Source organism: Pyramidobacter sp. C12-8 (assembly GCF_002007215.1).
Classification (GTDB): Bacteria; Synergistota; Synergistia; order Synergistales; family Dethiosulfovibrionaceae; genus Pyramidobacter.
This window is the reverse complement of record NZ_MUHX01000025.1, coordinates 1-20,327: the sequence shown is the minus strand read 5'-3', so window position 1 is coordinate 20,327 and position 20,327 is coordinate 1. Positions and strand designations below refer to the sequence as shown.

Genomic DNA, 20,327 nt, shown 5'->3' with positions numbered 1-20,327 from the left:
TCCTTTTCATCAATATCCGTAGGCCGTCCAGTTGACGATGCCGCCTACGTCGGCGCCGGAGTTGTCGATCACCCGCACGGCCGCGGACGAGACGCCGGGTTCGCCGACGATGCGGCCCTGGCGGGTGGCTCCGTCCGCGGTGATGACCAGCGTCGGAGGGATTGCATATTCGAAGCCGTAATCGATCGCCGTTCCGCCCACCGGGATCTCGACGCGCCCGGCCTTGACGACGTCGGGCATATCGACGATCATGCGCATGATCGTCACGCAAGGCGCTCTCTGCGCCGTTCCCTGCCTCAAGGTCAAACGGTACTGAAGATACCTGAAGCGTTCACGATGAGGCAGGAATATTCGCCATTCGCTCCACGCGGCGCCGTCGCGGCTGATGCGGTATTCCAGCGTCACGAAACTGCCCGCGACTTTCTGGGTCATGAAATCGACCGACAGATCCGCCGAGACCATGCGCAGCAGATCCCTGACCGGCGACGTCCATATCCCCGAGGTCGCCGCTTCCGCGAGAGAAAGCACGGTTTCGCCGCCGACGTCGACGAAACGAACGCCGGTATAATCCGAGAAACGGCCGGGCAGCGTGGCGAACGTGATCGGGTTCTCAACGAAACAAGTCCCGTCGTGGCTGCCGTCCTGCAGCGCGATGCTGTCCCAGTCGGCCACGACGTTCTTTCCCGGCAGATTCTCGGGAGAAATCACGGCTTCCGCCGGTTGCGCGGAGTAAAAGCCGCCCCGATTGATCGCCTTGATCAGGTATTTGTAGCCGCGTTCCACCGAGATCTGAGTCGTCAGCTCCGGCTGCGTTACGCCCGTCGCGACGACGCTCGCCGAATCCCACAGGAATCCTTCGCGGATTTCGTAACCGACGACGTCCGCTTCGGGCGACTTGTTCCATATCAGATCCACGAAACCGCCGTCCTGCGTCGCCTGGAAGCCCGTCACCCGCGCCGGCTCCACGCGGGCGCTGCAAGCGGTGGTGGCCGCGTCGGAACAAAGCCCCAGACGGTTTTTCGCCCGCACCAAGATGCGGTAATCATGCGAGGCCGCCAGCACGATCGTCATATTCGTGTCGTTGGTCGCTCCCAGCGGAACGGCGGTCGTCCACGTCAGGCCGTCTCGAACCTCGTAGCCGATTACGTCCGTACTCGCCGACGCAGTCCACGAGATCAGCAGCTTCGTGCGGTCGTTCCCGTCCTGCGCAATCGTCAATCCGGTGGGAGGCGCCGGCGCCAGAGAGAATACGCCGGTCACGCTCTGGGGGTGCAGAGAACGAACGCCGCCGACCGTATAGGCGACCACCCAATAGGTGTAGTCTCCCGGCTCGACGATATGGAAATCCACGTGCGTGAGCAGGCTTTTGGCACAGACGACGGCCGCGCTCTCCCAGGAATGCCCCTCGCGCACTTCGTAATATGCGATGTCGGCGCCCGGCACCGTGTCCCAGCTCAGCTTCACGCGAGTGCGTTCGTCGGGGTACTGCGAAACGGCCAGCCCCTGCACGTCTTCCGGCTCGACGGCCACGTGCAGCGTGACCGTGCTGGCGGCGGATTCCGCGCCGGTGACGTCGATGGTGGAAACGCCGACGACAATCGTTTTGCTGGCGGTCCTGGTCAAAGCGACTTTCGTATCGGCGGTTTCCCGCACCGCCACGGCGTTGTCGACGTAAACACGGTACCCTCTCGGCTGCACGGCCGTAACGGGATCCCACGACACGATGATTCTGGAACGATCCGAGGCGTCCTGCACCACGGTCAAACCGCCCGGAGAAGCGTCGAGGATGCGTCCGTCCACGTTGAAGGCGTAAGGATCGACGTCGGCCATGCTCTGTACGTTGCTCATGAAGTAGTTGTAGGACGTCAGCTTCAAAAACATGGTCCGTCCCAGATCTTCGAGACGGTATTTGTAAGTCGCCACCGAGTTGTCGTGCCGCGCGAAGGGCGCGCCCGCGGCGTGAGCCTTCGCCTTGGTGCCGTAGAGTCCTCTTCGGCATCCTTCCAATCTGTACCGGCCGGAACTCAACAACGTCGCCGTCTCGTAGTTCACCCATTCGCCGTCCAGCCAGCAGGGCGTGATGTTGGCTTCCGCGCCTACGGTCGACACGCTGATCAGCTGGGTTTTGGGCTCCGCCAGCTGCACGATCAGGGTCGTGGCCGCCGCGGTGCACGACTCGAAGAGCGTGCCGTAACGGCAGGCTCCCTGAATGTCGGCGATCTGCTCGTAGGCGACGCCGTCGAAGGACGCCCAGACCAAAGCGCCGCCCCAGTTCTCGGACTCGCCGCTGGCGGCGATGGCCATTTCGCCGGGGTTCGTCTCCTGGGGCAGTTCAAACATCAGCGGAGGGCGCACGTTGCCGGGATCGAGGTTGGTGTTCAGGGTCGAACGCTCGTCTTCGTCCACGTCGTACCGCGCCGGCGAAGAGGTGCCGATCGAGGCGGCTTCGGCTTCCAGTTCCAGCTCGCCGTCGGCCGCTTCGGTAACGCGGACGATCCGCGCCAATGCGCGGCGAAGTCCCAGCACCTTGTCCGTCAACGTCACCAGGTCCCCGGGTTCCAGCAGGCAGTACGTCCAGGCCAGATGGAACTTGTAGCGGTTGCGCGCGAAGACGCTTTTCATGGCCAACTGTTCGGCGACGTGGGAAGCCCGTTTCTTCGTATGCAGGAAATGAAGCTGTCGCGTGCCGGCGGGACGCAGCCCTCTCTTGGAGATGTCGCTCAAGATCTGGAAGCTGACCGTCTCTTTCTCGTAGCCGTTGGCGCGGTTGAGGAATTCCACCGTGATTTCGTTGCAGCTCTCCGCGTCCGCGGCGCGTTCGAAGACCACCAGGGCGCCATCGTCGCTCGGCAGGAAGTCGTTTTCGTCCAGATCGTAGAGCGGCGTCATGTCGGGGCGCCACGTCACGCCGTTCCCGGTCACGGCTTCGTCCCGCATGGGAACGATTTTCAGTTTGTTCTGCGACCAGAAGCCGATGCTGTTGGTCGCTTCGAGGATGGAGTTGATCAGCTTGTAGGCTTCCGTCCCTTCCACGTCGGGAGGCGTGGAGATGTACAGGTCGGCCGCCGTGCAGAAAGCTCTGTAATCGTCGAGGCTGTCGGGGTCGATGGTCGACGCGGGCAGCCCCACTCCGACCCGGGAGTCGCTCACGATGGCCTCGATGACGTCGGCGGGGTTGGCGTCTATACCGTCGCCGCTCGAAAGCAGCAGTCCCTTGACTTCGAAGTTGAACGTGGGAAGCGTCCCGCTGCCGTTCAAATCGACGTCTCCGGCGACGTATGCCAGGGCGCTGTAGGGCAGCCGCCGCGCCGCGTCTTTCATGCCGGTCCAGGGGGCCTGTCCCATCCCGCCGCGGAACAGCGAGAGCCGACACGCCGAGAGCGTGGTGATGTCCGTTCCCCGCCACACTTTTCCGACGCCGGAAATCGTCCCTTCGCAGAGGCCGATCAGGGTCTTCACGGTGTAGTTGTACGTCGTGGTGACCGTGGTGTGGCGTCCGCCGCCCTTGCCGGCGCGCTGTTCCGTCTTCGTTTCGTGTTCGGTGAACTCCGACCAGTCGATTACGTTGCCGGCGACGCGCGTCGTGCCGAAGACGACGGGCACGTCGGCGCCGTACGAAGAAGCGTTGATCTGGAATTCGCCGATCCGGTTGCCCTCGATATACGTCGTGCCGCCGCTGCCGAACAATCCGGCCATGCTCTCACCTCCTCGGACGATATACGCCCCGCAGACGGCTCGCGCCGTCGCGCATCAAAAAAAGAGCGTCCGTGACGGCGCTCTCGACAACACCCAAGCCGACGTAGGAATGGATCACGTACGGCCACTTCGACACCAGGCCGCCGTGGGAGACGGTGCGGCCGTACCGGAAGAGCGCCACGTCGCCGGGGAGTTCGTCCCCTTCGGCGACTTTGTCGCAGAAGCGCATCACGCCCCGAAGGTACAGTTCTTCGCTGCGGTGCAGATGCCACTGCGGCGAATAATATCCCGTCTCCACCTCGCCGGGCGACAGTACGCCGGCGCCTTCGTAAGCGGCGATCAAAAGCTGCACGCAGTCCACGCCGACGCCCAGGACTTTCGCGCCGCTGTGATAAGGGGTGCCGATCCAGCGGCGCGCTTCCGCCACTGCCCGCTCGCGATCGCCGTCCGTCATACGAGGGTCTCCTTCAAAGGGATGAACGGCGTCGCCCGGTTGCGGTTCAGGTTGGCGAACTTGTCCCGGCAGGTGGCGACGGTCTTGTTGCACCCCGGATATATCGTGAAGGCGTCGCCGATCCGAATGGGGGCGTCCGTCGGCACGAGCAGGACGACGCGCCCGTCCGCGTAATTGAGCTTGACCGAGCTAACGGCGCCGGCGTTGGCCCCGCCCGTCCATTCGAGCGCGCCCTGGGCGTAGTAGTTGGCCGTCATGGCCGCGCCGGTCTGGAAGTCGCGGTCGCCGTGAACGCCGGTTACCGTAGCGTTCCGCCCCCAGTCCGATTTCTTGAGCCCGCACATCGCGCCGTACAGGACGTAAGGACAAGTGGGATAGTACTTCCGCACGGGATAGTCCACGTTCAGCTTCTGCACGGCACTCTTGACTTCGACCGCCAGGGAGAGGCCGCCGCCGTCCTTGATCTCGATCGCGCCGCCGAAGAAGGTCAGCGTGCCGACGATTTTTCCCGGTTCGCTCATAAACGCCCTTTTCAGCGTCAGCGTGGCGTTGTCCAAGCCGCCGTTGTGGGCGAGCTGAATCAGCGGAACGTCGCCGACCTTGTCGGTCGCGTCGAGGTCTATGGTCACGCTCATCTTGTCGACGGTGATCCCCGCCGACAGCTTGATGCCGTCCCGCGTAAACTGAGGGCCGTCGCAGACGTAGACGCGTCCGCCCGCGGTAACGGGGCGGTCGTAGTCGGCGTAGTACGCGGTCGTTCCGTTGGCGAGCTTCAGCTCGTACAGGTCGCAGACGTGGAACGAATCAGCATTGTGTAGGTAATCGCGCAGCTCGTCCGTCGTCTCTTTCATCGTACCGTCACCACCTTGAAACTATCGATTTCGTTGATGTCGAAGAACTCCACGCTCCAACCGACGTCATCGGCGTCCATGGCCACGCGCCAGTAGTATTCGAAGGTCGCCGTGACCGCCGCGCCGGAGGCGGGAGCCATGGCGAGGGCGATAAGTCCGTCGTCGAAATCGTAGGCGTCCTGTTCCTGACCGTCGCAGAAAACATGAAGCGTGCCGGCGACCACGTCGCGCACGGGCTCGGGATTCAGAGCGCCCCAGCGCCGCACGAGCTGAAAATTTCGATTGACGCCGTTGCCGTAACCGAGAAGAACGTTCGTCTCCCGATAGTCTTCGGGATCTTTCCACAGAAACGGAGACAACCGTCCCTGCACCGACAGGAGAAACCCCGCCACCCGGCGTATCTGTTCGTCGGTCAGCCCCGTCAGGCTGCACTCGATCTCCCAATCGGGATAGGATTGATGGGTCATGGACTTGCGACGCCCGCTTCCGGCCACCTTCACGTAGGTGCTGAAAACGGGCGTTTTCTTGGATTTCCACTTGATCGGCATTTCCGGGAACACCGGCAGCGTCATTTAGGCTCCCCCTCCTATCAGGGCGAATTCGCGCCGCTGGGACTTGAGCCACTTGCCCAGAGCGCGGCCGCCCTTGTTGTCCAGCCAGTTTTCCAGGCTCTTCGCGTCGAAGGCCTGAACGGTCACGCTGACGGGCGCGGCGCCTCCGCCGTGGGACGTGATGCCGGCGGCCAGCTTGTTGAACACTTTGTCGTTGAGGGGGGCCACCACTTCGCTGTAACGTCCCTCGCCGATCTGGGCCAGCGTGGGGCCGGTCACCAGGCCGCCCTCGGCCAGTCCGGGAATCGACAGAGAGCTGGAAAGCGCGTGAGTCGCCGAGATCCCCGCCATGGCCGGAACGCTGTTTCCCCCCATGGTGGCCAAAGAGACGGCCGCGGCGGCAGGCGCCCATGCGGACGCGGTGGCGGCTCCCGCGGCCGCCGACGCGGCCGTTTGCGTCGCCAGCGCGGATTTGCCGGCGACGGCAACCATCAGCATGCCCGCCACCTTCTTGGCGAAGTAATCGGCGACGACCTGCAGCACCGACTGACCGAAGGACTTCCACGCCTCGCTCAGGCTCTTGGTGCCCATGAGCAGGTCGCCGATGCTGCCGCTCATGGAGTCGAAGGCCGTGGCGTACATGTCGCTCATCAGCTGGGCCGTCGTGGCGTGCGCGGCCAGCTGGGCTTCCTGCCAGGCGTCGAGCATGGTCTTTTGCGCTTCCAGGTTGTTCAGCCTGACGGCGTTCTCTTCGGAGAGCGCGCTTTGAAGCATGGACAAGGACGCTTGATCGTGGGCGGCTTGAATGTCGGCTTCAAGATCCTTGCACTGCCGGAAATACTCCGTCTGTTTGTCCCATTCCGCCTGCTTCGCCCTGGTCAGCGCCGCGGCTTTTTCCGCGGAGAGGTCGAGAATGTCTTCCTCGGTAAGCCGATAGGCCATGCCGACTTTTTCCAGCGCCGCCAGGATGCCGGCTTTTTGGTTCCGGGTGCCGGTGGCGTAGTCCTGGCCGAGACTGTCGAAGAAGGAGGCGATCTCTTCGTAGCTCCGCCGCGCCTCGTTGGCCATGTCGCGCAGTTCCAGGGCGGAACCGTAAAGGGAACCGGCGGAGATTCGCTCCTGCATGTCTTCGTAGCCGTCGGCGATACGACGGTAGATCTCCCGCTTTTCCTGCGCTTCCTCTTGGAGAATTCTCCGGCGCTTTTCGGCGTAGACTTCTTCGAGGCGCGTCTTGTCCCGCTCGTAGTTTTCGTTGGCCCGCCGCGACGCTTCCAGCTTGGCCGATTCTTCCCCGCGCCATTTTTCCAGCGCGTCGATCTTCGTGCCGATGAGATCGATCCACTGGTCTTCGATGGCGTCGGAAACTTTTTTCGCCTCTTTGAGGAGATCGTCGTACGACTTGCCGCCTTTTCCGTCGCCCTTTCCTTTGCCGCCGCTCTTGCGCAGCGCGGCGCGCGCCGCAGCGAGCTGCTTTTCCTGCTGCTCTTGAGCCTTTGCTGCAACCGCGGAGGGGTCGGAAAGATTGCCATGAACTGCGTCCTTCTTAGTCCCCTTTCCCGCTTCTCCGCTCGCGAGTTCGTCTCTCTGCTCAATCCCAAACTCACCGAGCAATTGGAACATCTCGTTGTAAGTGAGCCTGTCTTTGGCGCTCTCGAATTGGTCGAAAAACTTATTGATCAGGTCAATGCCAGTGTTTACCCAAGCAACGATCCATGCAATATGTTCGGTGTAAAAATCTTCCACCCATTCTTTGGCGCGGTCGAAGCTCTTCTTGATTTCCTCCCAGTGCTCGTAGATGAGCGTCGCGCAGAGACCGACGGCGGCGGCGAGGGCCGTGAAGGGGGTAATCAACAGGCCGACCTTGATCAGAAGCAGGCCGACGGTCGGCAGCAGGATCGTGGCGATGGCCGCGCTCAGGCCGACGATTTTCGCCTTGACGCTGTCGGGGATCATGTCGTTCAGCGCCTTGCGGATGCCGGAAGTTCGCACCGCGTCGGCGAAGTCGAGCAGCCAGGCGGAGCACCGCGCAAAGACGTCTTTCAAGTCGAAACTCTCGGTGATGTCGTCGCCGATGGAGGTGAGGATGCTCTTCAGGGAGATCTGCATGTTGGAAAAGCTGATGGGGATTTCTCCGGAGATCCTGTCCATCAGGCCCGCGTACTTCTTCGACAGGCCTTTCAGCAGGGCGTCGAGCGCGTCGCCGGCCGACAGCGCGCCTTTGCTGGTCGCTTCGTAGACTTGCGCCGACGTCATGCCCATCTCGTCGCCGATGAGCCGGGCGGAGTTGATGCCCTGCTGGGTGATGCGGTCGAGGTCGCGTTTCAGGATCGTTCCTTTGGCGCTGATCTGGCCGATGATCCTGCTCAGCTCCACCAGCCCTTCGTCGCCCTTGCCGGTCGCGGCCGCGGCGTCGCCCAGGGTTCTCAGGATGGGTACGACGTGCTCGGTTTCGACTCCGAAGGCGTGCAGCAGGCGGGAGGATTCTCTCACGCCCGCGACGTCGAACGGGGTTTGGGCGGCGAACTTGTTCAGGTCGCCGAGGTGCTTTTTCGCCGCGTCGGCGCTTCCCGTCAGCTTTTCGAAGGCGACGTTCACCACCGCCATCTGGCCGCTCATCTGGATCGCCTTCGCGCCCAGAACGCCGGCGGCGACGGTTATCCCCGCAAAACCGTGCGCCATGCGCTGCGACGTTTTGAAGACTTCGGAACCCATGAACGATCTGATGTTTCTCTGGACGGCCCGCAGCTCTTTCCGAAACTCGGAAGAGTCGGCGGAGATCTTCACCAACAGATCGGCAATCGTTGCCATCAGTTCGCCTCCTTTCCGTCAAGCCCAAAGGTCTTGCGCAGATACGCCGCGTCGGCTTTTTTGGCCGCGCGGCGCTCGCGTTCCATCCTGTCTTTCATCGCCGGCGAGAGCAGGTGCCCGACGAAATCGGCCAGGCTGCCGTGGCGATGGTTTTTGTCCATCACGTAGTTCGTGATCGGCAAAAAGAAGTTGCCCCAGAAAAGCGCCTCTTCGTCGCGGCGCCATTGATAGCCTTGCAGCAGCGCCATGAACTCGTGCGGCTGCAGCCGCTCGAATTCGCGCGGTTTCAGGTTCAGCGGTCCGTACGCCAGCGGCTCGGCCCAGGAGACCCAGTCGCTTATCGTTCCGACTGGGTCTCCCGGTCGTTTTTTTCGTCGGGCTCGGGATCGGCGCTTTCCGCTTTGCCGAAAATGCCGGAGGCCACGACGGCCCGAACGATGGTCGCGGCGATCTCGTTCAGGTCGCCGCCCGCGGCGAAGTATTCCTCGAGTTTCCGCTGGATGGCCGAGCGGTTCCCGTAATGGTGCCCGAGCCCGACGGTCAGTCCGAAGAGGACGAAATTGATCCCCACGTTGCCTTCCGCGATGATCTTTTGGATGGACGTCCCCATCAGCTTTTCGAGCGCCGCGAGCCGGCCGATGTCGAAATAGATGCGCTGGTCTTCGCCGAAATGATCGAAAACGATTTCATGTCTCATTCACACAACCTCCACATATGCGAAAAGAAGGGCGCGGGGCCCTTCTTTTAGGAATCTTCCGCCCTTGCGGACAGCGGTCCGTTGCCGCTGATGGTGCCCGAAATCTCGGCCGCGCCGTCGTGAGGCGTGGACAGGGAGAACTCGGTCAGCGAGCCCCAGCCGGTCTGCACGGTGTTGTTGGGGTATTTCAGTTTGACGTTGATCTCGGAGCCATTCTGGAACGCCGTTTCGAGGGCGCTCAGGCCGGTATCGTCGAGCACGACCATGGCGCCGAGATCGATGCTCCAGCTGCGCAGTCCGGCCTTGGAGCCTTTCCAGCCGCCGCTGGTCTTGTGGGACACGTCGATCTCGTCGGCCGAACGGGAAAGGTCGGCCGAGCGCTGGCCGCCGATCAGCGTCCATACCGGAACGTCAGCGGTACCGGTGTTGACGTAAAGCAAATAATCCTTGCCAACGGTCGCGTTGCTCTGCGACGGGTTGGCGGGCAAAGTTACGGGCATGGGATGTTAACCTCCTACATATTGGATTTTCGCCACGAAAGTCAAGACGCCGTGATAGCCCACCTCGTCTTCGGGGAACGCCTCGAAAAAATCGACGTCGCAGGACAGGACTTCGAACCCGTCCGCGGACAGGTCTAGTTTCACGCTGGTCAGCACCGAAGCGACGTCGTCGGCCATTTCCTGTATCTGTTTCTTTCCGGCGTAGTTCGACCACAGGTCGAGCTGCATGGAAACGTCCCAGGCGTCAAGCGCCTTGGCGCCGCTCTGCTTGGCAGTGAAAGAACCGAAGCTCACGGCCGGAGGCGTCGCGTCCTCGGGGACGTCGTCGTAAACGGGGGCGGTCTGGTACGTCGACAGCGCCTCGTAGACCGCCCGCTGCAGGGGGATCATGGGAATGTGCCGCATCATTTGCTCTTGACCGCCTCCTTCAATCGTTTTATCAGGTTGGGGCGCTCCTCTTCGTACGAGGGTCGTATGAAAGGGCGCTTGGCGCGTTTGGGAATGACCGCACGCGCCGCGAATCTCACCGCCGCCGTGTCGATGATCCGCAGTGCGGCCGGCTTGCCGTGTTTGTTTTTGGCGTGCTTGGGATATTCGTCCGAGCGTTCCACGCCCAGTTCGATCAGGTGAGCGTGAGGCGCTTTCGCTCCGAAATACCCCGTGCAGTTGGTTTTTTGGAAGCTGAAGAAGATGGACTTCTTCAGCTTGCCGGTGCGCCGCGGCACGCGGCTGCGCGCCCGGCCGGCCATCTCCTTGACGGAAACGAGCACGGCGTCTTCGATGCGGAGGCGCGCCTGGGCATCGAACGCGGAGATGGAATTCAGCGCCTCTCGCAGCTCGGCGTTCGACGGAGAGATGTCAAGGCGCATTGCGCTTCACTTCCTCGCAGTTCATTCGCGTCAGCTCCATGCCGATGTCCCAGACGTCGAGGATCCTGTAAGTCCGGCCGGCGTAGATCAGGCGGCAGCCGGGCTTGACGTCGGCGCGGTAGCGGATCGTCACCGGGTACGTGACGGCCGACACCACGCCGCCCTGCTGGATCTCCGTCGTCGCGGCGGGCTTTTCGAAACACGCCCACACGGAACACAGGGGGATCCACGCGACGGAGCGCCCGCCCATGCCGTCGTTCTCGGCGCGGGGAAACTCGATGGCGACTTTGCGGTTCAGCTTGCCGGGGTTCATACGGGCACCTTCCGCCGCAGGCTAAGCAGCGCTTTCGTCCCGAAGGGGACTTCGGTCACGGCGCCGCCGACGTTGACCGCCACGCGGTTCTCGTAAAGGTGTCCGATCAGCAGCAGGCAGGCCGCCTTTTCCAGCATGGTCATCTTCTCGGGCGTCCGGGGTTCGCCGTCCGCGCCGGCGCCAGCCGCGTAGACGCGGTTCTGGTAGTGTTCGGCGTATTGGCGCGAGGCGGCGATGTAGACGGAGATCAGGGCGTCTTCATCGTCGGCGACGACCCGCAAATGAGCCTTGGCTTCCGCCAGGGAGATCGGTTCGACTGCCGCCTCGCCGCTCATTCGGGATCACCCCCGTTTCGTCTTCTTGGCGGCTCGCGGGAGAGCCGCGGTCTCCGCCGCCGGCTCGGCCGTTTCGGTCTCCGGCGGTTCGAGCGTCGCGTCCCGCGGCGGTTCGAGCGTTTCGCTCTCCGTCGGCATTGGTTCCAGGGGCAGGGCGTAGCCGCCGTCCACGAGGGCCCGCGCGAAGGGGCCCCCGAGATCCTGGACGCTGTCGGCCGGATAGACGCCGTCCGGCCCCGCCGCGGTCGTAATCATGCGCATTTTCATGATGATCGCCTCCTTGTTTCGGCCGCATCAGGCCGTCTTATCCCAGCTTCACGCGGACGAAGGCCTCGGGCAGCACGGGAGCGGCGTCCCAATAGCCGCGGCCGATGAAGCCGATCTGCGAGGTTTCGGCGTACAGCTCGTTCAGGCGCTGCACCCACATGCCCTGAAGCTCGGCGATGTAGTAGTACTGCCAGCAGCACAGCGCGCCGACGTAAAGGCCGGTGGTGAAGGTGTTGGGGACGTATTCGGACTCGTCCAAGGGGATGCCGCAGAGCATGTCGGGCTGTCCCGACACGAGGCCGGTTCTCCACAGGTACTGTCCTTCGCTGTCGACGAGCTTGGCGAGCATCTTCACGGCGTCGCGGTGGAAGACCCAGCGGGCTTTGTTGCGGTAGCTGGACTTCATGGCATAGGTGGCGTTCAGGATGCCGTTCGCGGTGATGGCGGTCGCCGTGTTCTCGGCGCTGACGTCGCGGGCCGCGGGCACTCCGTTGGGACTGGCGGTGAAGACGCCCAGGGGCTGGCCGCTGCCGGAGCCGGTAAGGAATGCCTTTTCCTGCGCGACGGCGAACTTGTAGGCCATGCGCTCGCTGACGATCTGCTCGACGGGCAGAGCCGAGGTGAGCAGAAGCTTTTGGGAGACTTTGATTCTCTTCGAGAGCTGCACGGGCTTCAGCGAACGGTGGCCGAAGCTGAGGTCGGAATCCTCGGAGACCTGAGCGATCTCGGTCGTCCAGTTGGGATCGGAGATGTCGGCCGCCAGCGTGGGGATGCCGAGTTCGTCGGAGCTGGTCACTTTCAGCATGGTCGCGTGCTGTCTCACGAAGACGGAGTCGTCGAGTCCCTTGAGCAGCTGGGCGACGAATTCTTCCGCGGCGTGCAGGTAACCGCCGGCGGCGTCGGTGTCGTTCGCCAGGGCGCGGTATTCGGCTTCCGCGACCTGCCCGTAGGCCAGGTAACGGCGGAAGGCCTTGAGGCGCTGTTCTTCCTTGGTCGGAGTTTTCCCCTGCGGCTGGCCCTGGGAGGGCGCGGGCGCGAAAGAATTCATCTCGGCCTCGGCGAGGGTCTGGCGCTCCTCGTCCTTGATGCGCGTGGTCAGGCTTTCGATGTCGCCCCAGATCTTGTCGTAGGACGCCCGCTCTTCCGCGGACAGCTCCCTTTTTTCTTCTTCGGCGCGGTCGAGCAGCGCGCGGGATTCGTTCACCAGTTTCGCCTTGGCGGCGCGAAGTTCGTTCACTTTGTCCAGAGACATGTTTGCATTCCTCCTATTCGATTTCGGCGAGATCCAGTCTCGCTCGTTCTATGCCGATAAAAAAGCCGGGAACGTCGTCCCGGTTCCGCTGTTTCTTCCTGTCTTCCTCGTGATCCTTGAGGACGTCCTCGAGGCTGCGGATGCCGCTGGTCGCGCCCGGATAGGCCGGGTACGTGACGGGCGACACGTCGAACAGCTCGCCGATTCTGTGCAGCGTGCGCACTCTCGGCTCGACGCTGTCGTCCCACTCTTCGATGCCGCCGGCCATGGAAAACGCGAAGGAGCTTTCCTTGATGTCGCCGCGTTCGATGCTGGCCACGAGGTCTCTGGCCCATTGGGTGTCGGGCGGGGTGATTTCGTAAAACAACCCGGCGTCGTCTTCGCGCAGGCTCAGGGTTCCCGCCGACTCGCGGCCGAGGATATGGTTCGGGTCGTGGTTGAACAACGCGCGCGCATCCGAGGATTTCAGCGCTTCGGCGAAAGCGCCCGGCGCGATCTTCTCGCGGAACCAGCCCATCATCTCGGAAAATTCGTTGAATCTGGCCGCGTAGCCGCAGATTTTTTTCGGCGCGTCGCCCTCGGACGAGACTCGCAGCTCCGCTTTGAAATAGCGCAATTCCTTTTTCATTCCTTCTCACCTCCTTGGGCTTGTTTCCGTCCTTCCGCCACAGCCTTGTTCAGCGTGATCATGGCGCCCTGGACGAGATGCTCGTCGCCGTCGGCGATCGGCGGCAGGTTCTCCGAGGCGCGGACTTCGTTGATGCTCTTCATGCCCGAACTGATCGCCGTCCGGTAGGCTTCGTACCGGCTCTTCACGTCGCCGCGCAGCAGCCCGTCGGTGACGAATTCCACGAAGTAGCGGCCGCGTTCCGAGGGCAGGAACAGCCGCCAGTTCATGGCCTGTTCGTACCGCGTCAGGTGCGGAGCCAGCGTGAACATCACGAACTCGAGGGAGAGTTGGTCGATGTTCGAGTAGGTCGCGTGTTCCAGATCGTTGATCAGGTGGCCGGGGACGCGGAAGATGCCGGCGATTTCGCTGCGGTTGAATTTCAGCGTTTCGATCAGCTGCGCGTCGAGCGCCGAGATGGTCAGCGGCGTGTACTTCATGGATCCTTCCAGCACGGCGGTCTTGCCGACGTTCTTCGCTCCGGAGAACGAATTTTTCCAGTCGGTCTTCAGGCGCTGCAGGGCTTCGTCGTCCAGCTCGCCTTCGTAGGAGAGGATTCCCGAGGGCATCGCGCCGTTGCCGAAGGTAGAGGCGCTGTGTTGTTCGGCGGCGATGCCGATGCCGATGGTTTCGGCGGCCATGCAGATGGGCGAATATCCCATCACGCCGTCGAATCCCAGGCACGGCACGTGCAGGATCTGTTCCGGCAGGAAGCGCAGCGGAACGCCGTGCGCGTCGTTCACGTCGTAAACGAGCTGATCGTTTTCCACCAGCCGCCGCGGCGTCACGTTCGTGGGTTTGAGGAGGCGGATGGCTTTGACGCGGCCGTCGCGGCCGTGTTCGATGTAGGAGTAGGAATTGCCCCACGAGCATAGATGGGCCATGGAGGTTTCTTTCCAAGAGTAGGCGGTGCGTTCGGGATCGGGGCGAAGGTGAAGCAGCGGATAAAGGGGATGGTCCGGCGCTTCTCTTTTGCCGCCGCCGGGGAGTCTTTCGTAGACTTTCAGCGGAAGTTGCGCGAGGGATTCGGAAAGGACTCGAATGCAGGCGTAGACGGTAGACAGTCTCATGGCCGTCTCCTCGTTGACGGGCACGCCCGCCGACGTGGCGGAGCCGAATAGGGACATCCACTTCGCGTTGGGTTCTTCGCCCGCCAGAAAGCGCAATTCCAAGGAACGGCGCGTAAACGGTATTTTCAGTCTCAACTTTTTCATCACCCCCTTTTACAAAACGACCAGGCCGCGTTTCGCGTAAACGCTGGGCTTGCGACCCTCCGCGGCGATCGCGCGCGCCAACGCCATGATGCCGGCGACGACGCCGTCAATCTTCTCGCGGCTCTTTTCCTTGTCGGGTTTGATGTTCCCGGCCGGATCCAGGCGCAGCGCCACGTTCGACATCATCCAGTTCATGACCGGATTGCCGCCGTGGTGGTACTGCTTCGACAGCACGAGGGTTTCGAAGCGTTTGGCCGGCGGGCTCATGCTCAAAAAGCCCTGCCGAAACTCGACCATTTCCAGGCCGTGGTTGATCATGTGGCTCGTCAGCTCCGTCGCGTTGTACGGATCGAACGCCAGTTCCTTGATCTTGTATTGGGCCGCCAGCTCGAGGATTCTGTGTTCGATGAAGTCGTAATCTATGCTGTTTCCGTCGGTTGCGTGGATCAGTCCTTGGCGGACCCACGCATCGTACGGGACTCGGTCGCGGCGGACGCGGCGTTCGATATTGTCGGCGGGGATCCAGAATTCGTACAGGTTTTGGAAGCTGCCGTCTTCCATCGGGAAGCACAGCGCCAGGGCCGAAATGTCGGTCGTGGTGGAGAGGTCCAGGCCGCCGTAGCACGGGCGCCCTTGCAGGGCGTCGAGATCGACGGCGCCGGCGGACGCGTTCCAGACTTCGGGAAGGATCCACGAGCTTTCGGCCGAGGTCCATACGTCCAGGTGCAGGCGCAGGAACGCGTTCAGCGCCGACGGCGAGGACTTGACGCGCGCGGCCTTGATGCGCAGGTCGTCGATCTTGACCGACACGTTCAGATTGGGGTTCGCTTTCTCCCAGTTGCTCTCGTCTTCCCAGTCGTCGCCGTCGTCCAAGGTGAAGATCATGCCGAAAAAGGCGTCGTCGGTCAGGACTTTGTCGAGGATCTTTTCCAGGTGGTTGTGCAGCTCGCGGCAGATTCCCCGCTGATTGACGCCGGCGGTCGTGATGCCGACCATGAGGGGCTGGCGGCGGGCGCTCGTCGCGGTGTCCAGGATGTCCCAAAGGTCGCGGCTTTTGTGGGCGTGGACTTCGTCGACGAGGGCGCAATGGACGTTCAGGCCGTCGAGGCTGTCGTAGTCGGCGGACAAGGGCTCGAACTTGCTGGCGGTGTCTTCGACGTGAAGGTTGTTGCTCTGAATGGTGACGAAGTTCTTGATCTCCGCCGAGGATCTGACCATTCGCGTCGCTTCGGAATGGACGATCTTGGCCTGGTCGCGCCGGGTGGCCGCGGAATAGACTTCGGCGCCCGGCTCGCCGTCGCCGTCTAGCATGTACAATCCGATGCCGGCCGCCAAGGTACTTTTGCCGTTCTTTCTGGCGACTTCCAGATACGCCGTGCGAAAGCGGCGCATGCCGTCTTTCTTTCTCTTCCAGCCGAACAGGCAATAGACGAAGAATTGCTGCCAGGGCGAGAGGATGAAGACTTTGCCGCCCCATTCTCCTTTGCTGTGATGGAGGTAGGAGAAGAACTGCAAGGCGTCTTCCGCCGCGGCTTCGTCGAAATAGAAGCCGCGGCGGCCGGCGGTCTTCAGATCTTCCAAGTGTCGGGCCACGGCGGCGCGGATCCACCGGCAGGCGGGGATCTGCCCGCTTCGAACCATCTCGATGTATCGCAGCGCCCAACGCGAGCTATTCGTTTGAGGCTTTCGTCCGACGACGGGCCGCATAACCGTTCGCCTCCTCCTTGGGAGTCAGAGGCAGCCGGCGCCGCGCCGACGGAGTCAAGCCGAACTGCTCTTCGATCTTCAGAGCCTCCGACGACGCGGCCTTGAAAATCCGCCAGGACGGGTTCACTCTTTCGCGCGCCGTTCCGGCTCTGATGATCGTGCCCCGTTCGTCCATGTCCTTCGCGGCCTCGTCGCAGATGCGTTTCAGTTCGATGTACCGGCAGAAGGCTCCCCGGTCGATGGGATTGGCGATGTCGTTCGTGATCAGGAACGACCAGATTTCCTCGACTTCGAGGCGGACATTCTGCGGCAGTGCGGAAAGATCGTCGGGGGTGGGGAAATCTATAATCATGCTCTGCGTTTTCTTTTTGTGAGACCTTGCGCTCACCTTCTTCAAGGCCTCCGGCTTGGGCTTCGGCCCCCTGACCGGCATTCCCTCACCCCCTGTCGAATTTTTCGTAAATAGGGGGCGCGCGTGTAAAGCGGGCCACAATACGGTCTGGGTCCTATTCCGCCAGCGATTGCGACCACCCCTCCCCCGAGTGTCTTTTTCTTTCTCTATTTTCTTTTTCTTTTAAAGTTTTCGCGTTGTGGCAGGCCATGCACAGCGATTGAAGGTTGCTCCACTGCGTCGTCGGTCCGCCGTCCTTGATCTCGACGATGTGATCCACGACTTTGGCCACCGCGATCCGACCGTTCCTCATACATTCCTCGCACAATGGGTGTTTTCGGATATAGGCGTTGCGAAGCCGCTGCCAGCGAGCGGTATGGTAAAAGCGGTGAGACTCCGGACGCTTGGCGTCGTATTTCTTGTCGTATTCCGACCGGCGGATTGGGTGCTCCGATTCGTGCAGCGGACAGTATTTGTGCCCCGCCTCCACCAACGCTCCGCAACCGGGATGCGGACACGGGTGCTTCGCTCTCCTGGGCATGGTTCAGACCAGCGACCGATCGACGGTCGCACCGATAAAATCCCGTCTTGTCATCGCAAATTCCTCGCTTCTACGAAAAAGGCCGCCCCCGCAGGCGACCTCGCTTTTATTCCAACGCTACCACTATAATCCTTTGTTGTCGGTTATTTGTCCGATATTCGTCCGATATTTGTCGGTTATTCGTCGGCTATCTTTCGTCTAGAATTCGTCTGGAATTCGGCTAGAATTCCGGTAGCGTGATCTGCCCTTCCACGTCGCGGCGCCGATAACAGGACTGCCCCGGATTCGTACTGATCATGTAGGCGATGCATCGCGGCGTGCGGCGCACGATTTCATAGACGGTACTCTTGTTCAGATCGTAGAGCTCGGCCAGCCGGTCATAGGCGCTGCCGTAGTGCAGCCGGGACTGAACCGACGCTTTCAGGTTCACGCTCCGGCTGTAGATCTCCCAGTCTCGCGCCGTCATCGGATTCTTCCGAAAGGCTCTGACCGCCTCCACGATCTCTTCCCAAGAGACCAGGGACAAATAGCTTTCGAATTCGGCCTGGTAGCTGTCTTCGTCCCGAATGTCCTTGGGATCGGCGGAAGCTCTTGCCGCCCTCAAGCGGAGCGCCGGCGCGACGGATCTCGACGGCCTATGAAGAAACGCCGCCCTCAACTGTTCGCGCGTCGGTTCCGGAGCTTCTCCTCGGAGAGCGGCCAGGCCTTTCCAGCATCGTCTGGCAATGATGTCGATCACCCGCGCCAGTCCTTCCACTTCGCCGATCACGCCGCCCTCCTCCTTCCATCCGTTCTCGTTCCAGAATCGCCCGCACGACTTGAGCCGCCAAGTCGTCGGGACGCTCGATCCATTTCCACGGGGCGTGAAAGACCAGCCATCCTCTCGCCGCGTAGCCGTTGCCCTTCTCGTAGTCCTTCAACACGCTCGCCGGGTTGTTGTGCCTGCCGGAGATCCACGTGCCGCCGTCGATCTCCAACGCCACCCGGACTTCCGGCCAGGCCATATCCGCCCTCCATTGCCGCGACGGCGCCGCAAAACGATGTTCGTAGACGCAGTTCAGCCCCGTATTTCTCGCGACGATCTCCGCGAAGAGCCGTTTCTGCCGATCGTGCAGCTCCTTTTTCGGATCAGGCATGATCAGATCCTGTACACCGGTTTTCGCTTCTTCACGCGTTCCACGGCCACGGCATCGCCCGTAAAGGACATGGACGCCCCGTTGTACCGCAGCGACCAGCAGGATCCCTTCCGCCCGCTGCGGCACTTCACCACCATGGCGATCAGCGGCGGATTCCTGTAATAACCCAGCTCCGGATTTTCGTCGGGCTGTGCGTCCAAGAACAGCTCGATGATCGTGTCGCAGTTTCGAGCCAAAGAGTTGCCTCCCGAGGCCCGCCCGGTGAAATCGCCGTTCCGCTGCCCCGCTTTGGCGATCTCCGACATCTGCGACAGCACGATCCACGTCGCGTCGTAACGCTGCTGCCATTCCCTGATCTTCTCCGTGCAGGTTCGCTGAGCTTCCAGCTCGCTCTCGAAGCCGGCCGTGGCGGTGAGATAGTCCCAAATCACCAGCCCCGGGCGCAGACGGTTCACCAGCGCCTCGATCCCCTTGAGATCCAGCGGCCCGCCCGCCAGGTGAAAGCGCCCCTTGTCGATCTTCGCTCGGTTCGCCCTCGCCGTGGAATAAAGCGATTCCCCGCGGATCATCATGTTCAGCAGATTTTTTTCGCTGGTATCCGCCAGAGGAAGCAACCGCCGCAGCGCGATCTTGTGAGGTTGCATGTCGATCGAGAGATACAACACGTCCCGCCCCACGTTGCGCAGGTAGCTTTCGGCGCACGCCAGCGCCAGCGACGTTTTCATGCTGCCGTCGCCGCCGATGATGGCCATCAGTTCGCCGGGGAGCATTCCGCCGCCGATGGCGCCATCCAGAAGCCTGATCCCCGTATTCGCCAACGGCAGCCCTTCCCACGAGCGCACCTCCGCCTCGTACGCTCCCAAGACGGCGTCAGGATCGGAGTTCGCCGTCAGCGCCATGCGTGACGCTTTGGTCAGCTCCGCCCACGCGTCGGCCAGGACCGCCGCCGTGTCGCTGTTGCGGTCATCCGCCGCTCGTTCCAGGTAGCGCGCCGCCTGGAGAAAGGCCCGCCTCTGACGCATCTCGCGCAGCACCTGAGCGTGAGCGCGCCACGACAGCGCGGAATTGGTGGCTCCCACGTATCCGGCCGCCTCGTTCTGCGTCAGCACGCCTCTGGACGTGAGCACCACCAAGTTCAGACTTTCTCCGGAAGCCACGCGCCGCGACAGCTCCTCGAAAAGGCGCGAAGCCTTGCCGTCCGTGAAGTCGCCGACGGTCAGCAAAGCGGCAAGCCCTTGAGCGGCTTCGGCGTCCACGAGCATGTCGCCGATGACGGCGCGCTCCATGGCGGCGTCCGAAGGGGCCGCCACGATCCGTTCCTCGCAATAGCCGAAATCCGGCGCCAAATTGCTATTCCGCATCCACCTTCACCCCCAGAATGAAAAAATCCAGCCGGGACAGCCCATAGGTCTTCCCGCCTTGCCGTTCCACCTGTTCCGCGGCGATCTGGATCTCGTCCCCCAGATTCGTCAGGAAGACGTCCCTCGCCGCGTCGTTCGGTAATTCCAGGAATCGCCGCAGGATAGCCCGTTCGGCGCCTCCTCGGCCGGTCTTCGGCCCCGGCCAATCCTCCATCACCTGTTTGGCGATATCCTTCGCCCGTCGCTCCAGGCGCTTGTATTCGGTCCGGGAAACGTTCGTCTCCGGCGTCGAACGTTCGCTCCGCAGCCACGTGTCGAGAAAGCGAGCCATGCTCTTGTATTTTTTATCGGGATTCGTCAGCCTGAAGTTGATGGCCTTGTTGACGAGAAAGCGCACCCGTTCGTCCCCGTAGGTCGCGCGCCAACGGGGAATCATTTTTTTCACGAGCGTCAGATTTTCTTCGGGATAAGCGTCTTGTACGATCTTCGAAATTTCGAAATCGAAACCGTTTTCCTCGAAGGGGATGGCGAGGGACGTTTTTTCTCCCCCCACACCCCCCTCTCCTACAGGAGATGTTTTATGTTCTTGTATATGTTCGTGTCTCATGGTGAGACTTCCGGATTCGCATGATGAGACTTCCGAACCTTCAACCTGTCTCATGGTGAGACTTCCGGAATCGGCAAGTCTCATAGTGAGACTTCCGGGATCTTCCGCAA

Annotated in this window: 22 protein-coding genes; all 22 read right to left on the bottom strand. The window is 62.1% G+C overall.

The window, feature by feature from the left end; genetic code table 11:
• Positions 1 to 9 precede the first annotated feature (9 nt).
• Entirely contained in the window at positions 10 to 3,696 is a 3,687-nt protein-coding gene (locus B0D78_RS09365; protein WP_078016711.1) for a phage tail protein, read from the bottom strand.
• 4 nt (positions 3,697 to 3,700) lie between these two features.
• On the bottom strand, positions 3,701 to 4,150 hold the full coding sequence (locus tag B0D78_RS09360; protein WP_078016710.1) for a hydrolase: 450 nt from the start codon (positions 4,148 to 4,150) through the stop codon (positions 3,701 to 3,703).
• Positions 4,147 to 5,001 (bottom strand): DUF2163 domain-containing protein, encoded by an 855-nt coding sequence (locus tag B0D78_RS09355; protein ID WP_078016709.1) that lies wholly within the window; start codon positions 4,999 to 5,001, stop codon positions 4,147 to 4,149. Before B0D78_RS09355 ends, B0D78_RS09360 begins: the two co-directional genes overlap by 4 nt.
• A complete protein-coding gene (locus tag B0D78_RS09350; RefSeq protein ID WP_078016708.1) occupies positions 4,998 to 5,573 on the bottom strand; it encodes a DUF2460 domain-containing protein in 576 nt (191 codons plus the stop codon). The genes B0D78_RS09355 and B0D78_RS09350 overlap by 4 nt, the downstream gene beginning before the upstream one ends.
• Positions 5,574 to 8,360, bottom strand: coding sequence for a tape measure protein (locus B0D78_RS09345; RefSeq protein WP_078016707.1), 2,787 nt, complete (start codon positions 8,358 to 8,360; stop codon positions 5,574 to 5,576).
• Positions 8,360 to 8,608: a hypothetical protein gene (locus B0D78_RS09340; protein ID WP_078016706.1), complete on the bottom strand. Its 249-nt coding sequence runs from the start codon at positions 8,606 to 8,608 to the stop codon at positions 8,360 to 8,362. Before B0D78_RS09340 ends, B0D78_RS09345 begins: the two co-directional genes overlap by 1 nt.
• An 89-nt stretch (positions 8,609 to 8,697) precedes the next feature.
• A complete protein-coding gene (locus tag B0D78_RS09335; protein WP_078016705.1) occupies positions 8,698 to 9,057 on the bottom strand; it encodes a hypothetical protein in 360 nt (119 codons plus the stop codon).
• 47 nt (positions 9,058 to 9,104) lie between these two features.
• Positions 9,105 to 9,557, bottom strand: a complete 453-nt coding sequence (locus B0D78_RS09330; protein ID WP_078016704.1) for a phage tail tube protein — start codon at positions 9,555 to 9,557, stop codon at positions 9,105 to 9,107.
• Between the two features lie 6 nt (positions 9,558 to 9,563).
• Entirely contained in the window at positions 9,564 to 9,965 is a 402-nt protein-coding gene (locus B0D78_RS09325) for a DUF3168 domain-containing protein (protein WP_078016703.1), read from the bottom strand.
• Complete coding sequence (locus B0D78_RS09320) at positions 9,962 to 10,426, bottom strand: HK97 gp10 family phage protein (protein ID WP_078016702.1); 465 nt, start codon at positions 10,424 to 10,426, stop codon at positions 9,962 to 9,964. Before B0D78_RS09320 ends, B0D78_RS09325 begins: the two co-directional genes overlap by 4 nt.
• Positions 10,416 to 10,739, bottom strand: a complete 324-nt coding sequence (locus B0D78_RS09315) for a phage head closure protein (protein WP_078016701.1) — start codon at positions 10,737 to 10,739, stop codon at positions 10,416 to 10,418. Before B0D78_RS09315 ends, B0D78_RS09320 begins: the two co-directional genes overlap by 11 nt.
• Positions 10,736 to 11,074 carry a head-tail connector protein gene (locus B0D78_RS09310; RefSeq protein ID WP_078016700.1) on the bottom strand — a complete coding sequence of 113 codons (339 nt, stop codon included), beginning with the start codon at positions 11,072 to 11,074 and terminating at the stop codon, positions 10,736 to 10,738. The genes B0D78_RS09315 and B0D78_RS09310 overlap by 4 nt, the downstream gene beginning before the upstream one ends.
• Positions 11,075 to 11,080: 6 nt before the next feature.
• Complete coding sequence (locus tag B0D78_RS09305) at positions 11,081 to 11,341, bottom strand: hypothetical protein (RefSeq protein ID WP_078016699.1); 261 nt, start codon at positions 11,339 to 11,341, stop codon at positions 11,081 to 11,083.
• A gap of 37 nt (positions 11,342 to 11,378) precedes the next feature.
• Positions 11,379 to 12,593 carry a phage major capsid protein gene (locus B0D78_RS09300; protein ID WP_078016698.1) on the bottom strand — a complete coding sequence of 405 codons (1,215 nt, stop codon included), beginning with the start codon at positions 12,591 to 12,593 and terminating at the stop codon, positions 11,379 to 11,381.
• 13 nt (positions 12,594 to 12,606) lie between these two features.
• The gene (locus B0D78_RS09295; protein ID WP_078016697.1) at positions 12,607 to 13,221 is read right to left on the bottom strand and encodes an HK97 family phage prohead protease; all 615 of its coding nucleotides are present in this window, start codon (positions 13,219 to 13,221) and stop codon (positions 12,607 to 12,609) included.
• A complete protein-coding gene (locus B0D78_RS09290) occupies positions 13,218 to 14,474 on the bottom strand; it encodes a phage portal protein (protein ID WP_078016696.1) in 1,257 nt (418 codons plus the stop codon). Before B0D78_RS09290 ends, B0D78_RS09295 begins: the two co-directional genes overlap by 4 nt.
• A gap of 9 nt (positions 14,475 to 14,483) precedes the next feature.
• Positions 14,484 to 16,115 carry a terminase large subunit gene (locus tag B0D78_RS09285; RefSeq protein ID WP_205948294.1) on the bottom strand — a complete coding sequence of 544 codons (1,632 nt, stop codon included), beginning with the start codon at positions 16,113 to 16,115 and terminating at the stop codon, positions 14,484 to 14,486.
• A gap of 28 nt (positions 16,116 to 16,143) precedes the next feature.
• Positions 16,144 to 16,533, bottom strand: coding sequence for a P27 family phage terminase small subunit (locus B0D78_RS09280; RefSeq protein WP_168170083.1), 390 nt, complete (start codon positions 16,531 to 16,533; stop codon positions 16,144 to 16,146).
• A 154-nt stretch (positions 16,534 to 16,687) separates the two neighbouring features.
• Positions 16,688 to 17,113: an HNH endonuclease gene (locus B0D78_RS09275; RefSeq protein ID WP_078016693.1), complete on the bottom strand. Its 426-nt coding sequence runs from the start codon at positions 17,111 to 17,113 to the stop codon at positions 16,688 to 16,690.
• A 220-nt stretch (positions 17,114 to 17,333) separates the two neighbouring features.
• Positions 17,334 to 17,882, bottom strand: a complete 549-nt coding sequence (locus B0D78_RS09270; RefSeq protein ID WP_078016692.1) for a hypothetical protein — start codon at positions 17,880 to 17,882, stop codon at positions 17,334 to 17,336.
• A gap of 369 nt (positions 17,883 to 18,251) precedes the next feature.
• Positions 18,252 to 19,610, bottom strand: a complete 1,359-nt coding sequence (locus B0D78_RS09265; protein WP_078016691.1) for a DnaB-like helicase C-terminal domain-containing protein — start codon at positions 19,608 to 19,610, stop codon at positions 18,252 to 18,254.
• Positions 19,600 to 20,163 (bottom strand): hypothetical protein, encoded by a 564-nt coding sequence (locus B0D78_RS09260; RefSeq protein WP_078016690.1) that lies wholly within the window; start codon positions 20,161 to 20,163, stop codon positions 19,600 to 19,602. The genes B0D78_RS09265 and B0D78_RS09260 overlap by 11 nt, the downstream gene beginning before the upstream one ends.
• Positions 20,164 to 20,327: the final 164 nt, after the last annotated feature.

What these genes read in the sequence shown, in the direction of transcription:
- B0D78_RS09360 (WP_078016710.1), bottom strand. Translation starts at nt 4,150, where the DNA reads ATGACGGACGGCGATCGCGAGCGGGCAGTGGCGGAAGCGCGCCGCTGG.
- B0D78_RS09320 (WP_078016702.1), bottom strand. Translation starts at nt 10,426, where the DNA reads ATGCGCCTTGACATCTCTCCGTCGAACGCCGAGCTGCGAGAGGCGCTG.
- B0D78_RS09290 (WP_078016696.1), bottom strand. Translation starts at nt 14,474, where the DNA reads ATGAAAAAGTTGAGACTGAAAATACCGTTTACGCGCCGTTCCTTGGAA.
- B0D78_RS09330 (WP_078016704.1), bottom strand. Translation starts at nt 9,557, where the DNA reads ATGCCCGTAACTTTGCCCGCCAACCCGTCGCAGAGCAACGCGACCGTT.
- B0D78_RS09315 (WP_078016701.1), bottom strand. Translation starts at nt 10,739, where the DNA reads ATGAACCCCGGCAAGCTGAACCGCAAAGTCGCCATCGAGTTTCCCCGC.
- B0D78_RS09350 (WP_078016708.1), bottom strand. Translation starts at nt 5,573, where the DNA reads ATGACGCTGCCGGTGTTCCCGGAAATGCCGATCAAGTGGAAATCCAAG.
- B0D78_RS09365 (WP_078016711.1), bottom strand. Translation starts at nt 3,696, where the DNA reads ATGGCCGGATTGTTCGGCAGCGGCGGCACGACGTATATCGAGGGCAAC.
- B0D78_RS09355 (WP_078016709.1), bottom strand. Translation starts at nt 5,001, where the DNA reads ATGAAAGAGACGACGGACGAGCTGCGCGATTACCTACACAATGCTGAT.
- B0D78_RS09280 (WP_168170083.1), bottom strand. Translation starts at nt 16,533, where the DNA reads ATGATTATAGATTTCCCCACCCCCGACGATCTTTCCGCACTGCCGCAG.
- B0D78_RS09265 (WP_078016691.1), bottom strand. Translation starts at nt 19,610, where the DNA reads ATGCGGAATAGCAATTTGGCGCCGGATTTCGGCTATTGCGAGGAACGG.
- B0D78_RS09325 (WP_078016703.1), bottom strand. Translation starts at nt 9,965, where the DNA reads ATGATGCGGCACATTCCCATGATCCCCCTGCAGCGGGCGGTCTACGAG.
- B0D78_RS09305 (WP_078016699.1), bottom strand. Translation starts at nt 11,341, where the DNA reads ATGAAAATGCGCATGATTACGACCGCGGCGGGGCCGGACGGCGTCTAT.
- B0D78_RS09300 (WP_078016698.1), bottom strand. Translation starts at nt 12,593, where the DNA reads ATGTCTCTGGACAAAGTGAACGAACTTCGCGCCGCCAAGGCGAAACTG.
- B0D78_RS09285 (WP_205948294.1), bottom strand. Translation starts at nt 16,115, where the DNA reads ATGGTTCGAAGCGGGCAGATCCCCGCCTGCCGGTGGATCCGCGCCGCC.
- B0D78_RS09310 (WP_078016700.1), bottom strand. Translation starts at nt 11,074, where the DNA reads ATGAGCGGCGAGGCGGCAGTCGAACCGATCTCCCTGGCGGAAGCCAAG.
- B0D78_RS09275 (WP_078016693.1), bottom strand. Translation starts at nt 17,113, where the DNA reads ATGCCCAGGAGAGCGAAGCACCCGTGTCCGCATCCCGGTTGCGGAGCG.
- B0D78_RS09345 (WP_078016707.1), bottom strand. Translation starts at nt 8,360, where the DNA reads ATGGCAACGATTGCCGATCTGTTGGTGAAGATCTCCGCCGACTCTTCC.
- B0D78_RS09295 (WP_078016697.1), bottom strand. Translation starts at nt 13,221, where the DNA reads ATGAAAAAGGAATTGCGCTATTTCAAAGCGGAGCTGCGAGTCTCGTCC.
- B0D78_RS09335 (WP_078016705.1), bottom strand. Translation starts at nt 9,057, where the DNA reads ATGAGACATGAAATCGTTTTCGATCATTTCGGCGAAGACCAGCGCATC.
- B0D78_RS09340 (WP_078016706.1), bottom strand. Translation starts at nt 8,608, where the DNA reads ATGGCGCTGCTGCAAGGCTATCAATGGCGCCGCGACGAAGAGGCGCTT.